The sequence below is a fragment of the Phocaeicola sp. RTP21198st1_B8_RTP21198_201120 genome, assembly GCF_040929485.1.
GTDB classification, from domain to species: Bacteria; Bacteroidota; Bacteroidia; order Bacteroidales; family Bacteroidaceae; genus Phocaeicola; species Phocaeicola dorei.
This window is the reverse complement of record NZ_JBCOCI010000100.1, coordinates 1-14427: the sequence shown is the minus strand read 5'-3', so window position 1 is coordinate 14427 and position 14427 is coordinate 1. Positions and strand designations below refer to the sequence as shown.

The following is a 14427-nucleotide window of genomic DNA, read 5'->3' as shown; positions in this document are numbered from 1 at the left end:
ATCTGCAAATTCAGTAATGAGAGGACGTGTAAACGCAATAAGGACGTTCAAGGGCTTAGTTGCGGATTTGAGGTTTTATTAAAGGGTTAATGAAATTATTTTGTTCGATTCTCTTTCAATTTCTTTTTCCTATGAAAATGCTCCCAAATGACATCCACCATGCTGAAAAACAACAACGGGAAGACAAACCATGCCAATACCAGCACCACTTTATGACTGAAAGTCTTTTCATTGATTTGTGCCAAGGGCAATTTTTCCAGCCTGTCGGTCAGCACATATTCATCAGGCAGACTATTCACACTCCACTTGTTTATAACTACTCCGTTCTTCAGCAACATCAGTCCAGGATTAGAGCGTATCATGGTTTTCAGTGTAATGTCATCCATCAGGCAAAAAGGATACTCGGCTCCCGTACGCTCCTGCCAGTCTTCAATGTCACTATCGGGTGATGAAGTAAGACAATAGAATTGATATCCATGCTCCACACTATAATCATACAGTTCATTTATCAGGTCAATGGTACTATCATCCGCCTGGCTCAGCTGATGCGCCACCAACAGAAAAGTATAATTATCATCATCCAGTACTTCATCGGTTATATCTTCCCCATCTTCTTGACGAATAATAGAAAAGTCATGAATAGGCGGTTCGTATCCTTGTTCCTTCACTATCGTTTGGGAATCTACAAAAGTCCATGTGCTATCGGGATAATTTTCTAATGTAAATTCTTTCTCCACTCCATTTTTTTGAAGAATAAAACGAGTTTCATAAACAGTAGGCTTCGCTCCTTCCGGAATTTCCATCCCTTTACGTATATCTGCCCCGATATGATAAGGGCGGAAATCAAAGACAGGCAATTCATGGTAACAATACAAAGTCATCCCCGAAATATAGAGAAACGCATACATAGCCACCAACCAATCGAAACGTTTGGTCACCAAAGGAGTTATACGGTTTCCCCATTTAAAAACGGAAGCCGCAGCTATCAACAAAAATACATTCTTCCCAAAAGTTTCCCAATTAGTCAAAGTCACAGCATCGCCGAAACATCCACAATCCGATATCGGATTGGAAAGAGCCAACCATAAAGTGAGCGGAGTCATCACCCCCATGATAAGCACAACAAACAAGGTTGTCATTCTTCTGCGGATACCAAACAAAAGATATACTCCTAAACAAAACTCAACCATTGCCTGCAATATAGACGCCAGAAACGGAAGAAAGGCAGGCACCGAAGCAGCCCAACCGAAAGCCTCCAAATAATCCTGAATTTTATATTGGGTACCCAGCGGATCTACCGCTTTGACAAAACCGGAAAATATAAATACTACCGCCAGCAAAAAGCGGCAGGCATTTGTCCAGATTCCAATGATACTATGTAACTGTTTACTCTCCAAATTCCAACTTGATCAATCCGAATACAGAATAATTAATCATATCCATATAGTTGGCATCAATGCCCTCTGATACCAATGTGGCTCCATCGTGACCTTCAATCTGCTTGGTACGATAGATTTTCATCAAAATCAAATCAGTATATGAACTGACACGCATGCTGCGCCATGCTTCGTCATAATCATGATTCTTGGCCAGCATCAGTTCCAATGCCTGTTTGGCATACCGGTCATACAATTCCAAAGCACGTTCTTCAGTCATATCATCCGTATCAGCATATCCCAGCTCCAATTGGATCAGGCCGATTATTCCATAATTCACAATAGCGATAAACTCCGAACGGATACCTTCATCTACCATCGTCACCCCTTTGATTTCAATACTACGGATGCGGTTTGCCTTGATAAATATCTGATCGGTAACAGATGAAGGGCGCATGATACGCCATGCTGCGCCGTAATCGTGCAGTTTTTTCGCAAACAAATCACGGCAGACAGCTATTACATGTTCAAATTGTTGTTTCGTATCTTTCATCACACTCTATGATTAGACGGCAAAGTTACGCATTTTTCTGCTTAAGCGTAAACAAAAAGGCGGAAAAGAATACTCTTTCCCGCCCTATTTTGTATTTCTTAATTAACTAAAGCTTAAGAACATCTTAACACTTGTCCCGGACGAAGAATAGTTCTACGGGTAATATGGTTCAACTTGCATAAAGCATCAATAGATGTACCTGTTTTCTGTGCAATGCGGCTCAATGTATCTCCACTTCTTACCTTATGGTAACGGATAGTACCATCTGATGAAGCCAACAAATTCACGTTCTTACTATTCGTGTTACGCTGGTATCTGTTATTACCTTTTCTAAACAAATAAGAATCGGCTACAATATCCTGTTTTTCAAAATCAAATAAAAGTGCCGGATTAATGGCCTGTCCCAAGAAACGGGTTTCAAAATGAAGATGTGATCCAGTAGAACGCCCGGTATTTCCACCCAATCCGATAGGTTCTCCTGCTTCTACATACTGATTCTCATCCACAATCTGCTTTGACAAGTGACCATAGACAGTCTCCAACCCATTCTCGTGACGAATCACTACATATTTTCCATATCCGCGACGTTCATACTTCACCATACGCACCTTTCCACTGAAAGCTGCACGGATCGTATCACCTATATATACTTTTATATCCAATCCATTGTGCATACGACGACGACGGGGACCAAATTTAGAAGTTATTTTTGTGTGTTCTGTCGGCATACGGAAACCGGTCATATCAATACGGAATGTATCAGGAATAGTAACAGTATTACCATAAGCGTGTACACGCTCGTTACTCCAATTAGGATAGAGACTATATGCAGGATAAGCTGACTTTTCCGCCTTTATCTGACGAATCAATGCAACAGAATCTACTGCTTTCAATTTTCGGTCGATAGGTGCCTGGCGTGCCAACAGATCCTGTCCTGACACATTCAGGCTGACTAGGGCGAAGGCTGCCGCTGCGACTACTTTAACACATTTCAAAATCATCCGTTTTTTTGGTTTTTCTTTTAATATTCGTCATTAGCATAAAGGGAGCCGAACACAGCTTGTTTATACTCGAATATCTCATCTGGTTTAAAAAATCGTTTAAGTTCCACTTCAGCGGTTTCCGGCGAATCGGAAGCATGAACTATATTCTCCTGAAAGCTCATGCTGTAATCTCCACGGATAGTTCCAGGAGCCGCCAGACGTCCGTTAGTAGGACCGGTTAATGTTCTCACTACTTGAACTGCGTCCACACCTTCAAAGCAACATACAATAACAGGACAAACCATCATTGCATCTTTCACGCGCTGAAAGAACTGCTTTGAACTTAAATGAGCGTAATGTTCGCTAAGCACTTCATCCGTTAACTGAACCATTTTCATTCCGGCTAAACGCAGACCTTTCCTTTCAAATCTATTAGTAATCTCACCTACCAACCCCCTCTGCAGAGTACAAGGTTTCAAAATAACCAGCGTTTTTTCCATCATAATATTCGGTTCATTTAAGGTTAATACTGTGCTTCTTTTCAAAAATTCTCCCAAAGATAGAGATTTTCCTTGAGAAACAAGGTACTTCTTTAACTCTTTTTTTATATAAGTTATATACAAAATCCCGGTAAAATACCCTGTAACCTCTATAAACAGGGAGAAAACATCGCAAATATGTTATGCAACATATATCTTTATTTTTAACAATGTAGTAACATAAACTAAGAAATAGCCGCCCAATTTATATTTGTTTTACGCAATGCTTGCAATTGCCGCCAAAGAATAGCATTTTCCGGACGAGTCCCTGTGGGGTCTTCATCTACAATACGATTTGCCACATCACGGACATATTGCAATAATTGACCGTCACGGGCAATATCGGCTATCTTCAAGTCAAAAGCGACACCACTCTGCTGGGTTCCCTCTAAGTCACCGGGACCGCGCAACTTCAAATCGGCTTCCGCTATCTCGAAACCATCATTGGTCTGTACCATTATTTCAAGCCGCTTGCGAGTTTCTTCGGTCAGTTTGTAAGTGGTGACCAGAATACAATAAGACTGGTCGGCGCCACGCCCCACACGGCCACGTAACTGATGCAATTGTGAAAGTCCGAAACGTTCGGCGTTTTCAATGACCATTACCGAGGCGTTAGGGACATTCACCCCGACCTCAATCACTGTAGTGGCTACCATAATCTGAGTATCACCACTGACAAAACGCTGCATCTCGGCATCTTTCTCCGCCGGTTTCATCTTACCATGCACCTTGCTGACCTGGCAATCGGGAAATTCCGCACAAATCAGTTCATACCCCTCTTCCAGATTCTTGATATCCATTTTCTCACTCTCTTTTATCAAAGGATAAACAATATAGATTTGCCGCCCTTCTTCTATCTGTTTGCGAATGGAGGCATAAAGACTGGCGCGACGATTGTCAAACTGATGGATAGTCTGGATGGGTTTACGGCCCGGCGGCAATTCGTCAATAACTGATACATCAAGATCACCATACAGTGTCATAGCCAAGGTACGGGGAATAGGGGTAGCCGTCATGACCAGCACATGAGGTGGACAAACATTCTTACTCCATAACTTGGCACGCTGAGCCACCCCGAAACGATGTTGTTCGTCTATAACCACCATTCCCAAAGAAGAAAAGCCCACAGTATCTTCCAAAACGGCATGCGTGCCTATAAGAATCTGAACATCCCCCGTCAGTAAATCCCTCAATATCTTCTCACGCTTCTTTCCTTTGACAGATCCCATTAAAAGTTCCACGCGCACATCCATGCCAAACAGGAATTTCCGAATAGTTTCATAATGTTGGGCGGCAAGAATCTCTGTAGGAGCCATCATACATGCCTGATAGCCATTATCCAGTGCGATGAGCATGGACATCAAGGCCACCAATGTTTTCCCACTTCCCACGTCACCTTGCAGCAAACGGTTCATCTGCCGTCCGCTTCCCATATCTTTTCTTATCTCCTTTATCACCCGTTTTTGCGCTCCGGTCAGTTCAAAAGGAAGATTCTGTGAATAAAAAGTATTAAAGATCTCACCCACCCGTTCAAAACGCAGGCCCCGATATTTACGCTGCCTGTCTTTACTGTAACGTAGAATATTGAGCTGCACATAGAACAGCTCTTCAAACTTCAAACGATATTGGGCCTTCCGCAGCAATTCGGGATTCTTGGGGAAATGAATATTACGGATGGCCTCATCCAAAGACATTAAATGATGCTCCTCTACTAACTGAGGAGGCAATGTTTCAGCAAGAGGTTCCTGTAGCAGGGCAAGCGCATTCTTCATTAACCTCTCCAGCCCATGAGAGTTCAAGAAACCGCGCTTCATCCTTTCCGTTGTGTTATAATAAGGCTGCAACCCCATCGTAGATAAGGTAAGTTCGCCTGAAGGATCCATATCGGGATGAGCCACATTGATACGACCATTGAATACGGTTGGTTTACCAAAGACAATATACTCTGTCTTGGTTTTATAGTGCTCTAACAGATATTTAATTCCTTGAAACCAGACTAAATCAATGATGCCCGTACCATCAGAAAAATGACCGACAAGTCTGCGCTGTCTTCCCTCACCAAAAGTCTCAAAACTGAGGATTTCGCCTTTCAACTGGATATAAGGCATATTGCCGTCTATTTCATGAATATAATAAAGGCGGCTGCGGTCTACATATTTATATGGAAAATAGTACAACAAATCATGCAAGGAAAACAGATTTAATTCCTTGTTCAAGACGGTTGCACGCTGCGGGCCTACTCCTTGCAAATATTTTATGTCACGCGTAGTGATATCGAACATTTCAAATTAAGACTTCCGCTATTTTCAAATCAAAAGGGGTGGTTAATTTAATATTTTCTCTATTTCCCTGTACCAGACAGACCTCCCTGCCCATCGCCTCCACTACAGAAGCATCATCAGTAAAGGCATCCGTATATTCCTGTTGATATGCCTCTTTCAACAACTGCACTTCAAAGACCTGAGGAGTCTGAACCAGTTTATAGTCATTACGCGGAACCGTTTCACTTCCCGGCTTCGTAAGATGACGCACGGTTTCCACCACATCAATTACAGGAATGACCGCTTGCTTAGTCTGCGCCGCCTCATAACATCCGGCTATCACTTCCCGGGAAACAAAAGGACGCACGCCATCATGAACACCTACCAAGCCTTCTCCCCTCACGTATGCCAATCCATTCTTTACAGAATGGAAACGGGTCTCGCCCCCATCGGCAATATCATGACGCAAAGCAAAATGATGCGTTTCACAAAGATCTTTCCAGTAAGCCCGCTGGCTCACCGGAAGAACTAATATAATATGTATAGAAGAATCAAAAGCGTAAAAAGCCTCTATGGTACGCATCAACACAGGCTTGCCTCCCACAGGCAAAAACTGTTTGGGAATATCTCCCCCCATACGCAACCCTTTGCCTCCCGCAACTATAATGACATGCCTGTTCATTCTGCAATCATCATCCCTTGCTTCAATTCTGCCACCTTTTCCGCACCGACATATTTCCCAGCAATAGCAAATGAGAATGCCATAGCGGCACCGGGACCTTTACCAGTAATAAAATTACCGTCTTTCTCTACCAAAGCGGCAGTATACTCAGCACCTTCCAGATACTTCTCAAATCCCGGATAGCAAGTTACTTTCTTACCTTTCAACAAACCACGCTTTCCATATACCAACGGAGCGGCACAGATGGCAGACAACGGACGTCCCGCTTCAGCAAATGTCATAATTAACTTGCCCAAACCTTCGTGAGCATCCAGATTTGTCGCTCCAGGCAGACCGCCGGGCAATACAATCATTTCCGCATCCTCTTCTTTTACTTCTTCAAACACCATATCGGCTACTACCGGAACACCATGCGCACCGTTTACGGTCAGCACACCTGTTATAGAAACGGTCTTTACAGGCAAACCTGCACGTCTCAACACATCTACCGGGGTCAGTGCCTCCACTTCCTCGAAGCCTTCTGCCAAAAATACATAAATTGTTTTCATAAGCTACTTCAGTTTAAAGTAATATGTAATAGTACCTGTCTGGTTATTCACTCCGTCCACTTGGTTAAAGCGTGCCTTACGGGCAGCCTCTTCCGCCGCCTTCCGCAACGAAGCGTTTACTGTATTGGTACGTTTGTTGATACTAGTACTTATCACCTGTCCTGCGGGATTTACGGTAATAGTCACTACCACCCGTCCCTCATCCTGCACATTATAGACAGGCATCGGCAAACCGCCACTACCCAAAGAACGTCCATTGAGGTCAAATGTTCCGTAACCGCCCACTCCGCTGGATTTCCCTTCCGAAGAGTTTCCCGTCGGGCTACCCTCCAAACCGAAGCCTGTAGTACCGGTTCCTTTATTTCCCATTTGAGTTCCTTTTCCGAAAGCACCGGCTATCTTCTTCGCCGCCGCTTCCGCTGCCGCTCTTTCGGCTGCCGCTTTCTTCTCAGCCTCTGCTTTTTCTGCTTCAGCACGCTTCTCGGCCTCAGTCTTCTCTTTCGGCTTTACCGTCTCCTTTTTCGGTACGTCCTTTTTAGGAGTCTCCTTCTTGGGCTTTTCTTTTTTAGGAATTTCTCTTTTAGGTTCCTTTTTGGGGACTGTCACCGTTTCCTCTTCTGTTTGCGTGATGATTTCCTCTTTTGTTTCGACGGGAGAAACCATTTCGGGTTCGGATACATCGGGAGCCGGAACCTCGGGCTCATTCATTATATCCACATCCGTCAGCGTATAAGGATCGGCATTTCCTTGAGAAAGTTCCGTATTTCCCAGCATAACAGGGACACCCCCTTCTTCCTGAGCCTGAGGGCGACGGATAGCAATCACCAACAGCAGGATTAGGAGAAGAATATGCAGTACAGCCGTACCAATCAGTCCTGTTATCTTATTTTTCTTCATGCTTACAGCTTAACGTTTCTTCTCAGGCGGACGTGTAGCCAACACCATCTTGAAATGATTTTCATTAGCAATGTTCAGTACCCTTACTATTTCACGGTAAGGCACAACCTCATCCGCATAAAGGGCCACATACATATCGGGTTCTTTCTCGGCACACCTTTGCAGGAATGCGGGCAGTTCTTCCAAGTCTATCGGCATTTCATCTTCATTACCGAAAGCGGTATAGAAGTTCAGATTCTTGTCTATAATTACCCGTGTAAGTGGTTTCGCCGAAGTCTGCTGCCTGCCTTGCGGAAGCAATACCTTAATGGCATTGGGTGACACCATAGTAGAGGTAATCATGAAAAATATCAGCAACAGGAATATGAGGTCTGTCATAGACGCCATACTGAAATTGGGTGATATTTTTTGTCTTCTTTTTAACGCCATATATTTTTATTTTTGAACCGGTTCATTCAGCAGATCCATAAAATCCATGGTACGGGCTTCCATCTGGCCAACTACCTTATCCACACGTACCACCAGATAATTATAAGCAAACATGGCTGCAATACCTACTATAAGACCACCTACAGTAGTAATCATCGCCTCGTAGATACCTCCTGACAGCAATGTAATATCAATATTATTTCCGGCATTGGCCATCTCCCAAAAAGCGCGCACCATACCAGTCACTGTTCCTAAAAAGCCAAGCATGGGAGCACCACCCGAAACCGTAGCGATGACGGGGAAGCCATTTTCCAATTTTGCCACTTCAATGTTTCCGGCATTCTCTATGGCAGCCTGCACATCGGCGACGGGACGTCCCATACGCGAAATCCCTTTTTCAATCATCCGGGCAGAAGGCGTATTAGTAATACGGCAATAATTGATGGCCGATTTCACCTCTCCGGTACGAATATAATCCCGGATACGTTCCATAAACAAAGGGTCTTCCTTACCAGCCTTGCGAATGTAAGCAAGACGTTCAAAAAAGATATAAAAACACGCAACGGACAGCAGAGCCAGCACAAGCATGATCCATCCGCCTTTTACCGCCATATCCCAAAGGTTCATCTGAGCCTCCCCCGAAACGGGTGTCAATGTGGGGTTACCCCCGGCAAGGGTATCCGCCAAAGCCGCCTGTGCAGCCAATAAAGTGATATTCATCATGAACGAAGACAATTTTTATATTCTTCAATAGTTTGTTTTAATCCCATATAAAGCGCATCGCTTATCAATGCATGACCGATAGACACCTCGTCCAGCCAAGGAATATGCGTATGCATATATTTCAGATTTACCAGACTAAGGTCATGACCTGCATTCAGTCCCATCCCCAGGCTACGTGTCACCTTCGCCGCTTCTATAAAAGGAGCAATGGCCGCTTCGGGATTCTGAGGGTACATCGTAGCGTATGGTTCCGTATAAAGTTCCACCCGGTCGGCCCCCGCCTTGGCGGCATATTCTATCATCTCCTTGTCCGTACCGACAAAGATAGAGGTACGAATGCCTGCCTGTCCGAACGTATCCATCAGTTCGGTAAGGAAAGAAAGATTGGCCTTGGTATCCCATCCGGCATTAGACGTAATTTGATCGGGCGCATCGGGCACCAGCGTTACTTGATGAGGTTTCACTTTCAGTACCAGGTCAACGAACTCCGGTGCGGGATACCCTTCAATATTAAACTCTGTGGTAAGTAACGGACGAAGTTCGTACACATCGCTGCGGCGGATATGCCGTTCATCGGGACGAGGATGTACAGTGATACCTTCCGCACCAAACGCCTCACAGTCCAAGGCTACTTTCACCACGTCCGGATTGTTGCCTCCCCGGGCATTACGCAAGGTGGCTACCTTGTTTATATTTACACTTAACTTTGTCATCTTGGCAATATATTATTATCTTTGCAGTTCTGATGTGCAAAGTTAGCAGGTTTTATTAAAACCTGGTCCATTTTGACAAACAAAAGATTTATAAAATTAACTAATGAATATACGCCCAATGAAATTCGCCCTTTTCGGAAACACTTATCAAGCCAAGAAATCGGCTCATGTGGAACGTTTGCTATCCATTCTGTCACAACATAACGCCGAAGTCCATATCTGCCGCGAGTTCTACCAGTTTCTGACGAACGACCTCAAGATAAGCATCCGTCACGCCGGTGTTTTCGATGGAAATAATTTTGAAGCCGACATGATACTAAGTATCGGAGGCGACGGCACTTTCCTGAAAGCTGCCAGCCGTGTGGGTTCACGCAACATTCCCATACTAGGTATCAATACCGGACGATTAGGTTTTCTGGCCGATGTCTCCCCTGAAGAGATGGAGGACACATTTAATGATATCTACAATGGAAACTATCGGATAGAAGACCGCAGCGTATTGCAAGTATCCTGCAAAGAACAAGAACTGAAAGGTTACCCTTTCGGTCTGAATGAGATAGCGGTACTGAAGCGTGACAGTTCTTCTATGATTTCCATCCACACAGCCATCAATGGGGCCTATCTCACCACTTATCAGGCGGACGGATTGGTAATTGCCACTCCTACCGGTTCTACAGCCTATTCGCTGAGCATCGGGGGACCTGTCATCGTGCCACACAGTAATACCATCGCCATCACTCCGGTTGCACCACATAGCCTGAATGTACGCCCCATTGTCATCAACGACGACTGGGAAATCACATTGGATATAGAGAGCCGCAGCCACAATTTCCTGATTGCCATCGACGGACGTAGCGAAACTTGCCGTGAAGGAAGCCGGCTCACTATCCGCAAAGCCGACTATAAAATAAATGTAGTAAAACGAAACAGCCATATCTTTTTCAACACACTCCGCAACAAAATGATGTGGGGAGCCGATGGTAGAGGATGATATTACAATTCATCCTCAAAATAGTTTAAATAGTGGTTATCAAGGTTATACAAAACCTTTTTATATCTAACAAATTTCTTTTTTCAAATACTATGATTATATTTGTGCCACAAATAAAAAATTCAGACCATACAATAGATCAGTAAAAAACACAAAAACATTACACGGCATATGAAAGGCACAATACAAAAATGGAAATTCATGATACTTCTGGGTACATTACTGTTCTTAAGTAACATGACCTTTGCTGAAGACAAAATCAATCATTATACAGAGGGAATCCCTATAGACACAACAGAAGTTTCCATTTCAGACAAAACCAACATCCCCGACCGGCTTTATGTAGATTCTCTGTCATTGAAACGTCACTTTATCCACCGTATCGGCATTGAGGCACGTCCCGGATATATTTTCCCCACCAGTTCCTTTTTCAGAGGAGAAAATCTGAATTGGAAACCCATAGAGAATTCCCTGTCGCTTCACTTGAAATACTCATTCCAATTTCATCCGAACACCTATACCGACCGTATTTACAGAGGAGCCTATCAAGGTATCGGTGTGGCCTACTACAATATGTATGAGAAGCCGCAGTTGGGCAACCCGCTTACTGTCTATTTATTTCAAGGAGCGCGTATCGCCCGTTTCAACCAACGATTGTCGTTAAACTATGAATGGAACTTCGGCGCTTCATTTGGCTGGAAACCATATCACAGTGATTTGAACCCATATAATAAGGTGATAGGTTCAAAAGTAAACGCCTATCTGAATACAAACTTCTATTTCAACTGGATGCTCTCTCCCAAATTTGATTTCACAACAGGTGTGGCAGTGACGCATTTCTCTAACGGTAATACAAAATTCCCGAATGCGGGACTCAATTCCATCGGACTAAAAGTAGGATTGGTCTACAATATTAACAGAAAAGAAGAATGTTTTGCAAAACCTCTATATCAATCACCCGTACCTAAATTCCCCCGTCATATCAGTTATGACTTGGTATTGTTCGGTTCATGGCGCAGAAAAGGAGTAACTATTGGCGAAGGACAAATGGTTGCTTCTCCTGAAGCTTATCCGGTACTTGGATTTAATTTCGCGCCGATGTATAATTTCGGATATAAGTTCCGTGCAGGTATTTCATTGGACGGTGTTTATGACGGCAGTGCGAATGTATATAGTCCGGACGGATACGGTGACGAATTCCTCAAGCCGTCTGCCGGCAAACAATTAGCCCTAGGAGTTTCGGGACGTGCCGAGTACGTAATGCCTTACTTCACAGTTGGAATAGGATTAGGTACAAATGTGATTCATGCAGGCGGAGATTTAAAATCTTTCTACCAGATATTGGCACTAAAGATAGAAGTTACGCGCAGCTCATTCCTTCATATCGGATATAATTTACAGGATTTCCATGATCCTAACTATCTGATGCTGGGATTCGGATTCAGGTTCAATAATAAGTATCCAACTTTTCACAGACGATAGATGCTACGTCTAGTTTGCACAGACACATTCTACAAAATATACTGAAATTATCGGAATATATATATCAAATAAGTTACATGTTTATTTGATAAATCCTTGATTTTTCACCTCACGGACGATAACAATCACCTGAATATATTATCTCTCACATACTCCTAGTATGACCAGTATATAGGTTCAACACCTTAAATCTGAACAAAGTTGTAAAGATATTATTTTTCCATACAACTATTGATCGGCGTAAAGCAATTACCCCTTTTTATATTAAAATTTTGCCCGTTGGCAGGAAATTACTACCTTTGTATCAGATACAATCATATTTGTTTACCATTAAAACCGAATCTGTTTATCGCAAGCCTAGACCGTTTTTGGGAAACTTCGGCATTTTTACCAGACAACAATAAAATCAAACAAGATATTCCTATACCAAGAATCTGCAAATCCTGCTACAAGATTCCGAAAAACTTGCGGCAAGTATGCAAAGTCTTCTTACGTTCTTTTTGATATGCGTATCCATCTTTTGAAAAGAAATCCCCCTCTCCCGGAGAATCCCCCCCCAAAACCTTCAGAAGTTTCAGCCTCTCCGCAAACGTCCTGTTCATCGGCATTCCGGCTGACAGATTGATGCACTGAGATCCTTCAACTGCGTAGTTCTTTCTTTCAGCCGTGGTCAATAAATGTATAAAGGTGAATCCGAACACCGATAGAAAACCAAACAATACGACATCGCTTACCCTGTCACGCTGAAAGATCTTTTTCGGCTGAAGGATTTTATCGTGCATATCCTTCAGCCGAAAAGCCGATGAACAGGACGTTTGCGGAGAGACTGAAACTTCTGAAAGAAAAACAAGGTGTTTTGCCATGTTATACAATACGAGTGGAAAAACATCAAAACATCCTGTTGTTTTTGAAAAAGCTCCTGTTCTTTTTTTAAAAGCTCTTGATCTTTTTAAAAAACATCCTTGTCTTTGATGTGGAATTTCTGAATACAAAATCCCATCAAAAACACCGGTCCGATTCTCATAAGTAAAAACAGTGATTCAATATGGAGACAAAAATCATATTTTTCCCTCACTTATGCCTGTAACGCCTCTGTTCCTAAAAACACATCAAACATAGCGCATCAGTCATTCCCCAACGGAACAGCCGAGAAACTCTTATATTCCCTGGTCTGCCCCATCACAATCACAGGATTGTCAGAGGTTTCATATATGCTCAATACTGAAGAACTGATCCTGTCAATCTGCCAGTAGCAGTAATCCAGAAGAAGATATCTGTTATTGGGAGTGATAAAATCATACCGGAAATAATGTACATGCTCTTCCACTTCCTCGCCATCACATGTCGTCCGTGATTTACAGGAAGCCTTACCATTCAGCCCGAACTCATAATGTTCACAGACTTCCGCATCCCTGCCATCCTCAGTACGTATCTGAAATGTTCTCTCCCATGCATAGCCGGTCAGATTGGTAACAATGGTATTGCTATCCTCCCCGTAATGTTCATCAATACAACCTGCAAGAAACAGTACGCATATAACTGTCGAGCCCAATAATCCAATTAATGTTTTTTTCATAGTCCGTCACTTTTTTATTTTATTGAATACTATACCGATATATAAAATAATCTGTTCAAGTCCCTCCTTGTTGTCTTTTTCATCAATCAGGACACGCTTTCATTCTTATATTATAATAAAAGCGAGGCATAAAAGGTCTGCGCCAGCAATCATACCATTAATACTGGAATCTTTTATAATTTAGCAAGTTGTCAAAATATCTCTCATCAAGAGAGGCCGGTCTGATTTTTCGTCCTTCCAGTCTGGCCTTTCTCATCATCCAGTTCAGGGATTCCATATCTCTAAGACGGAATTCAAACACTTCCTCAGAAATATTCAGTTCACTGCCACTTCCAGCATGACAAGTCATGATTCCATCTTCATCTATTGTACAATGCCTGTAAAAACGGTAAGGGGCAGCTTTCATCTGATTGTCCAGCATTTATGCCGAACCGTTCTTATTCATTGCAACATATCTTTCAATTTAACCGAAACAGAAATTATAGGTATTTTCACTACAGATTTCAATCTGTCCGTTTTTACTTCCTATGAAAACTTTATTTTCACATACCAGCCAACCGACAGCCAATGCAGTACTTTCAATACTCAGGTTAAGTATGGCTCACCCGATAAACCTGGGGGATTAAGCATACAGCTTTGTAAGTCTGAAAAGAAAGAATTTTATATCCGTTACT

16 protein-coding genes and 1 pseudogene are annotated in these 14427 nt (G+C 43.0%); 2 read left to right on the top strand and 15 right to left on the bottom strand.

Going from position 1 to position 14427, the window contains the following annotated elements; translation table 11 throughout:
* Window positions 1-95 precede the first annotated feature (95 nt).
* The 11 genes from AB5935_RS21625 to AB5935_RS21575 form a co-directional block, all read right to left on the bottom strand.
* Window positions 96-1397, bottom strand: coding sequence for a BT_3928 family protein (locus AB5935_RS21625; RefSeq protein ID WP_038611573.1), 1302 nt, complete (start codon window positions 1395-1397; stop codon window positions 96-98).
* Window positions 1387-1929 (bottom strand): DUF1599 domain-containing protein, encoded by a 543-nt coding sequence (locus AB5935_RS21620; protein ID WP_007833139.1) that lies wholly within the window; start codon window positions 1927-1929, stop codon window positions 1387-1389. Before AB5935_RS21620 ends, AB5935_RS21625 begins: the two co-directional genes overlap by 11 nt.
* Before the next feature lie 113 nt (window positions 1930-2042).
* Complete coding sequence (locus tag AB5935_RS21615; RefSeq protein WP_007833138.1) at window positions 2043-2930, bottom strand: M23 family metallopeptidase; 888 nt, start codon at window positions 2928-2930, stop codon at window positions 2043-2045.
* Between the two features lie 20 nt (window positions 2931-2950).
* Window positions 2951-3415, bottom strand: coding sequence for a nucleoside-diphosphate kinase (gene ndk, locus AB5935_RS21610; protein ID WP_038611576.1), 465 nt, complete (start codon window positions 3413-3415; stop codon window positions 2951-2953).
* 221 nt (window positions 3416-3636) lie between these two features.
* Complete coding sequence (recG, locus tag AB5935_RS21605) at window positions 3637-5733, bottom strand: ATP-dependent DNA helicase RecG (protein ID WP_007833136.1); 2097 nt, start codon at window positions 5731-5733, stop codon at window positions 3637-3639.
* Between the two features lies 1 nt (window position 5734).
* Window positions 5735-6394 (bottom strand): 2-C-methyl-D-erythritol 4-phosphate cytidylyltransferase, encoded by a 660-nt coding sequence (locus AB5935_RS21600; RefSeq protein WP_007833135.1) that lies wholly within the window; start codon window positions 6392-6394, stop codon window positions 5735-5737.
* A complete protein-coding gene (locus AB5935_RS21595; RefSeq protein WP_007833134.1) occupies window positions 6391-6942 on the bottom strand; it encodes a DJ-1 family glyoxalase III in 552 nt (183 codons plus the stop codon). Before AB5935_RS21595 ends, AB5935_RS21600 begins: the two co-directional genes overlap by 4 nt.
* Before the next feature lie 3 nt (window positions 6943-6945).
* Complete coding sequence (locus AB5935_RS21590) at window positions 6946-7839, bottom strand: TonB family protein (RefSeq protein ID WP_007840788.1); 894 nt, start codon at window positions 7837-7839, stop codon at window positions 6946-6948.
* Between the two features lie 9 nt (window positions 7840-7848).
* Window positions 7849-8268: an ExbD/TolR family protein gene (locus AB5935_RS21585; protein ID WP_007833132.1), complete on the bottom strand. Its 420-nt coding sequence runs from the start codon at window positions 8266-8268 to the stop codon at window positions 7849-7851.
* Between the two features lie 6 nt (window positions 8269-8274).
* Window positions 8275-8991 (bottom strand): MotA/TolQ/ExbB proton channel family protein, encoded by a 717-nt coding sequence (locus AB5935_RS21580; protein ID WP_007833131.1) that lies wholly within the window; start codon window positions 8989-8991, stop codon window positions 8275-8277.
* A complete protein-coding gene (locus tag AB5935_RS21575; protein ID WP_007833130.1) occupies window positions 8988-9704 on the bottom strand; it encodes a pyridoxine 5'-phosphate synthase in 717 nt (238 codons plus the stop codon). The genes AB5935_RS21580 and AB5935_RS21575 overlap by 4 nt, the downstream gene beginning before the upstream one ends.
* Window positions 9705-9822: 118 nt before the next feature.
* Here AB5935_RS21575 and AB5935_RS21570 point away from each other — a divergent pair, with 118 nt between their 5' ends.
* Complete coding sequence (locus AB5935_RS21570) at window positions 9823-10695, top strand: NAD kinase (RefSeq protein ID WP_007833129.1); 873 nt, start codon at window positions 9823-9825, stop codon at window positions 10693-10695.
* Window positions 10696-10866: 171 nt separating this feature from the next.
* Entirely contained in the window at window positions 10867-12177 is a 1311-nt protein-coding gene (locus tag AB5935_RS21565; protein ID WP_008655821.1) for an acyloxyacyl hydrolase, read from the top strand.
* A 446-nt stretch (window positions 12178-12623) separates the two neighbouring features.
* On the opposite strand, the gene AB5935_RS21560 is transcribed toward AB5935_RS21565, so the two are convergent.
* The 4 genes and pseudogenes from AB5935_RS21560 to AB5935_RS21545 all read right to left on the bottom strand — a co-directional run.
* Complete coding sequence (locus tag AB5935_RS21560) at window positions 12624-12959, bottom strand: hypothetical protein (RefSeq protein WP_368327561.1); 336 nt, start codon at window positions 12957-12959, stop codon at window positions 12624-12626.
* Between the two features lie 341 nt (window positions 12960-13300).
* A complete protein-coding gene (locus AB5935_RS21555; RefSeq protein WP_007833125.1) occupies window positions 13301-13753 on the bottom strand; it encodes a hypothetical protein in 453 nt (150 codons plus the stop codon).
* Window positions 13754-13910: 157 nt separating this feature from the next.
* Complete coding sequence (locus AB5935_RS21550; RefSeq protein WP_007833124.1) at window positions 13911-14174, bottom strand: hypothetical protein; 264 nt, start codon at window positions 14172-14174, stop codon at window positions 13911-13913.
* Window positions 14175-14216: 42 nt separating this feature from the next.
* Window positions 14217-14348: pseudogene (locus tag AB5935_RS21545) on the bottom strand (winged helix-turn-helix domain-containing protein); the annotation flags it as partial.
* Window positions 14349-14427: the final 79 nt, after the last annotated feature.

What these genes read in the sequence shown, in the direction of transcription:
- AB5935_RS21620 (WP_007833139.1), bottom strand. Translation starts at nt 1,929, where the DNA reads ATGAAAGATACGAAACAACAATTTGAACATGTAATAGCTGTCTGCCGT.
- AB5935_RS21615 (WP_007833138.1), bottom strand. Translation starts at nt 2,930, where the DNA reads ATGATTTTGAAATGTGTTAAAGTAGTCGCAGCGGCAGCCTTCGCCCTA.
- ndk (WP_038611576.1), bottom strand. Translation starts at nt 3,415, where the DNA reads ATGATGGAAAAAACGCTGGTTATTTTGAAACCTTGTACTCTGCAGAGG.
- recG (WP_007833136.1), bottom strand. Translation starts at nt 5,733, where the DNA reads ATGTTCGATATCACTACGCGTGACATAAAATATTTGCAAGGAGTAGGC.
- AB5935_RS21600 (WP_007833135.1), bottom strand. Translation starts at nt 6,394, where the DNA reads ATGAACAGGCATGTCATTATAGTTGCGGGAGGCAAAGGGTTGCGTATG.
- AB5935_RS21595 (WP_007833134.1), bottom strand. Translation starts at nt 6,942, where the DNA reads ATGAAAACAATTTATGTATTTTTGGCAGAAGGCTTCGAGGAAGTGGAG.
- AB5935_RS21590 (WP_007840788.1), bottom strand. Translation starts at nt 7,839, where the DNA reads ATGAAGAAAAATAAGATAACAGGACTGATTGGTACGGCTGTACTGCAT.
- AB5935_RS21585 (WP_007833132.1), bottom strand. Translation starts at nt 8,268, where the DNA reads ATGGCGTTAAAAAGAAGACAAAAAATATCACCCAATTTCAGTATGGCG.
- AB5935_RS21580 (WP_007833131.1), bottom strand. Translation starts at nt 8,991, where the DNA reads ATGATGAATATCACTTTATTGGCTGCACAGGCGGCTTTGGCGGATACC.
- AB5935_RS21575 (WP_007833130.1), bottom strand. Translation starts at nt 9,704, where the DNA reads ATGACAAAGTTAAGTGTAAATATAAACAAGGTAGCCACCTTGCGTAAT.
- AB5935_RS21570 (WP_007833129.1), top strand. Translation starts at nt 9,823, where the DNA reads ATGAAATTCGCCCTTTTCGGAAACACTTATCAAGCCAAGAAATCGGCT.
- AB5935_RS21565 (WP_008655821.1), top strand. Translation starts at nt 10,867, where the DNA reads ATGAAAGGCACAATACAAAAATGGAAATTCATGATACTTCTGGGTACA.
- AB5935_RS21560 (WP_368327561.1), bottom strand. Translation starts at nt 12,959, where the DNA reads ATGCACGATAAAATCCTTCAGCCGAAAAAGATCTTTCAGCGTGACAGG.
- AB5935_RS21555 (WP_007833125.1), bottom strand. Translation starts at nt 13,753, where the DNA reads ATGAAAAAAACATTAATTGGATTATTGGGCTCGACAGTTATATGCGTA.
- AB5935_RS21550 (WP_007833124.1), bottom strand. Translation starts at nt 14,174, where the DNA reads ATGCTGGACAATCAGATGAAAGCTGCCCCTTACCGTTTTTACAGGCAT.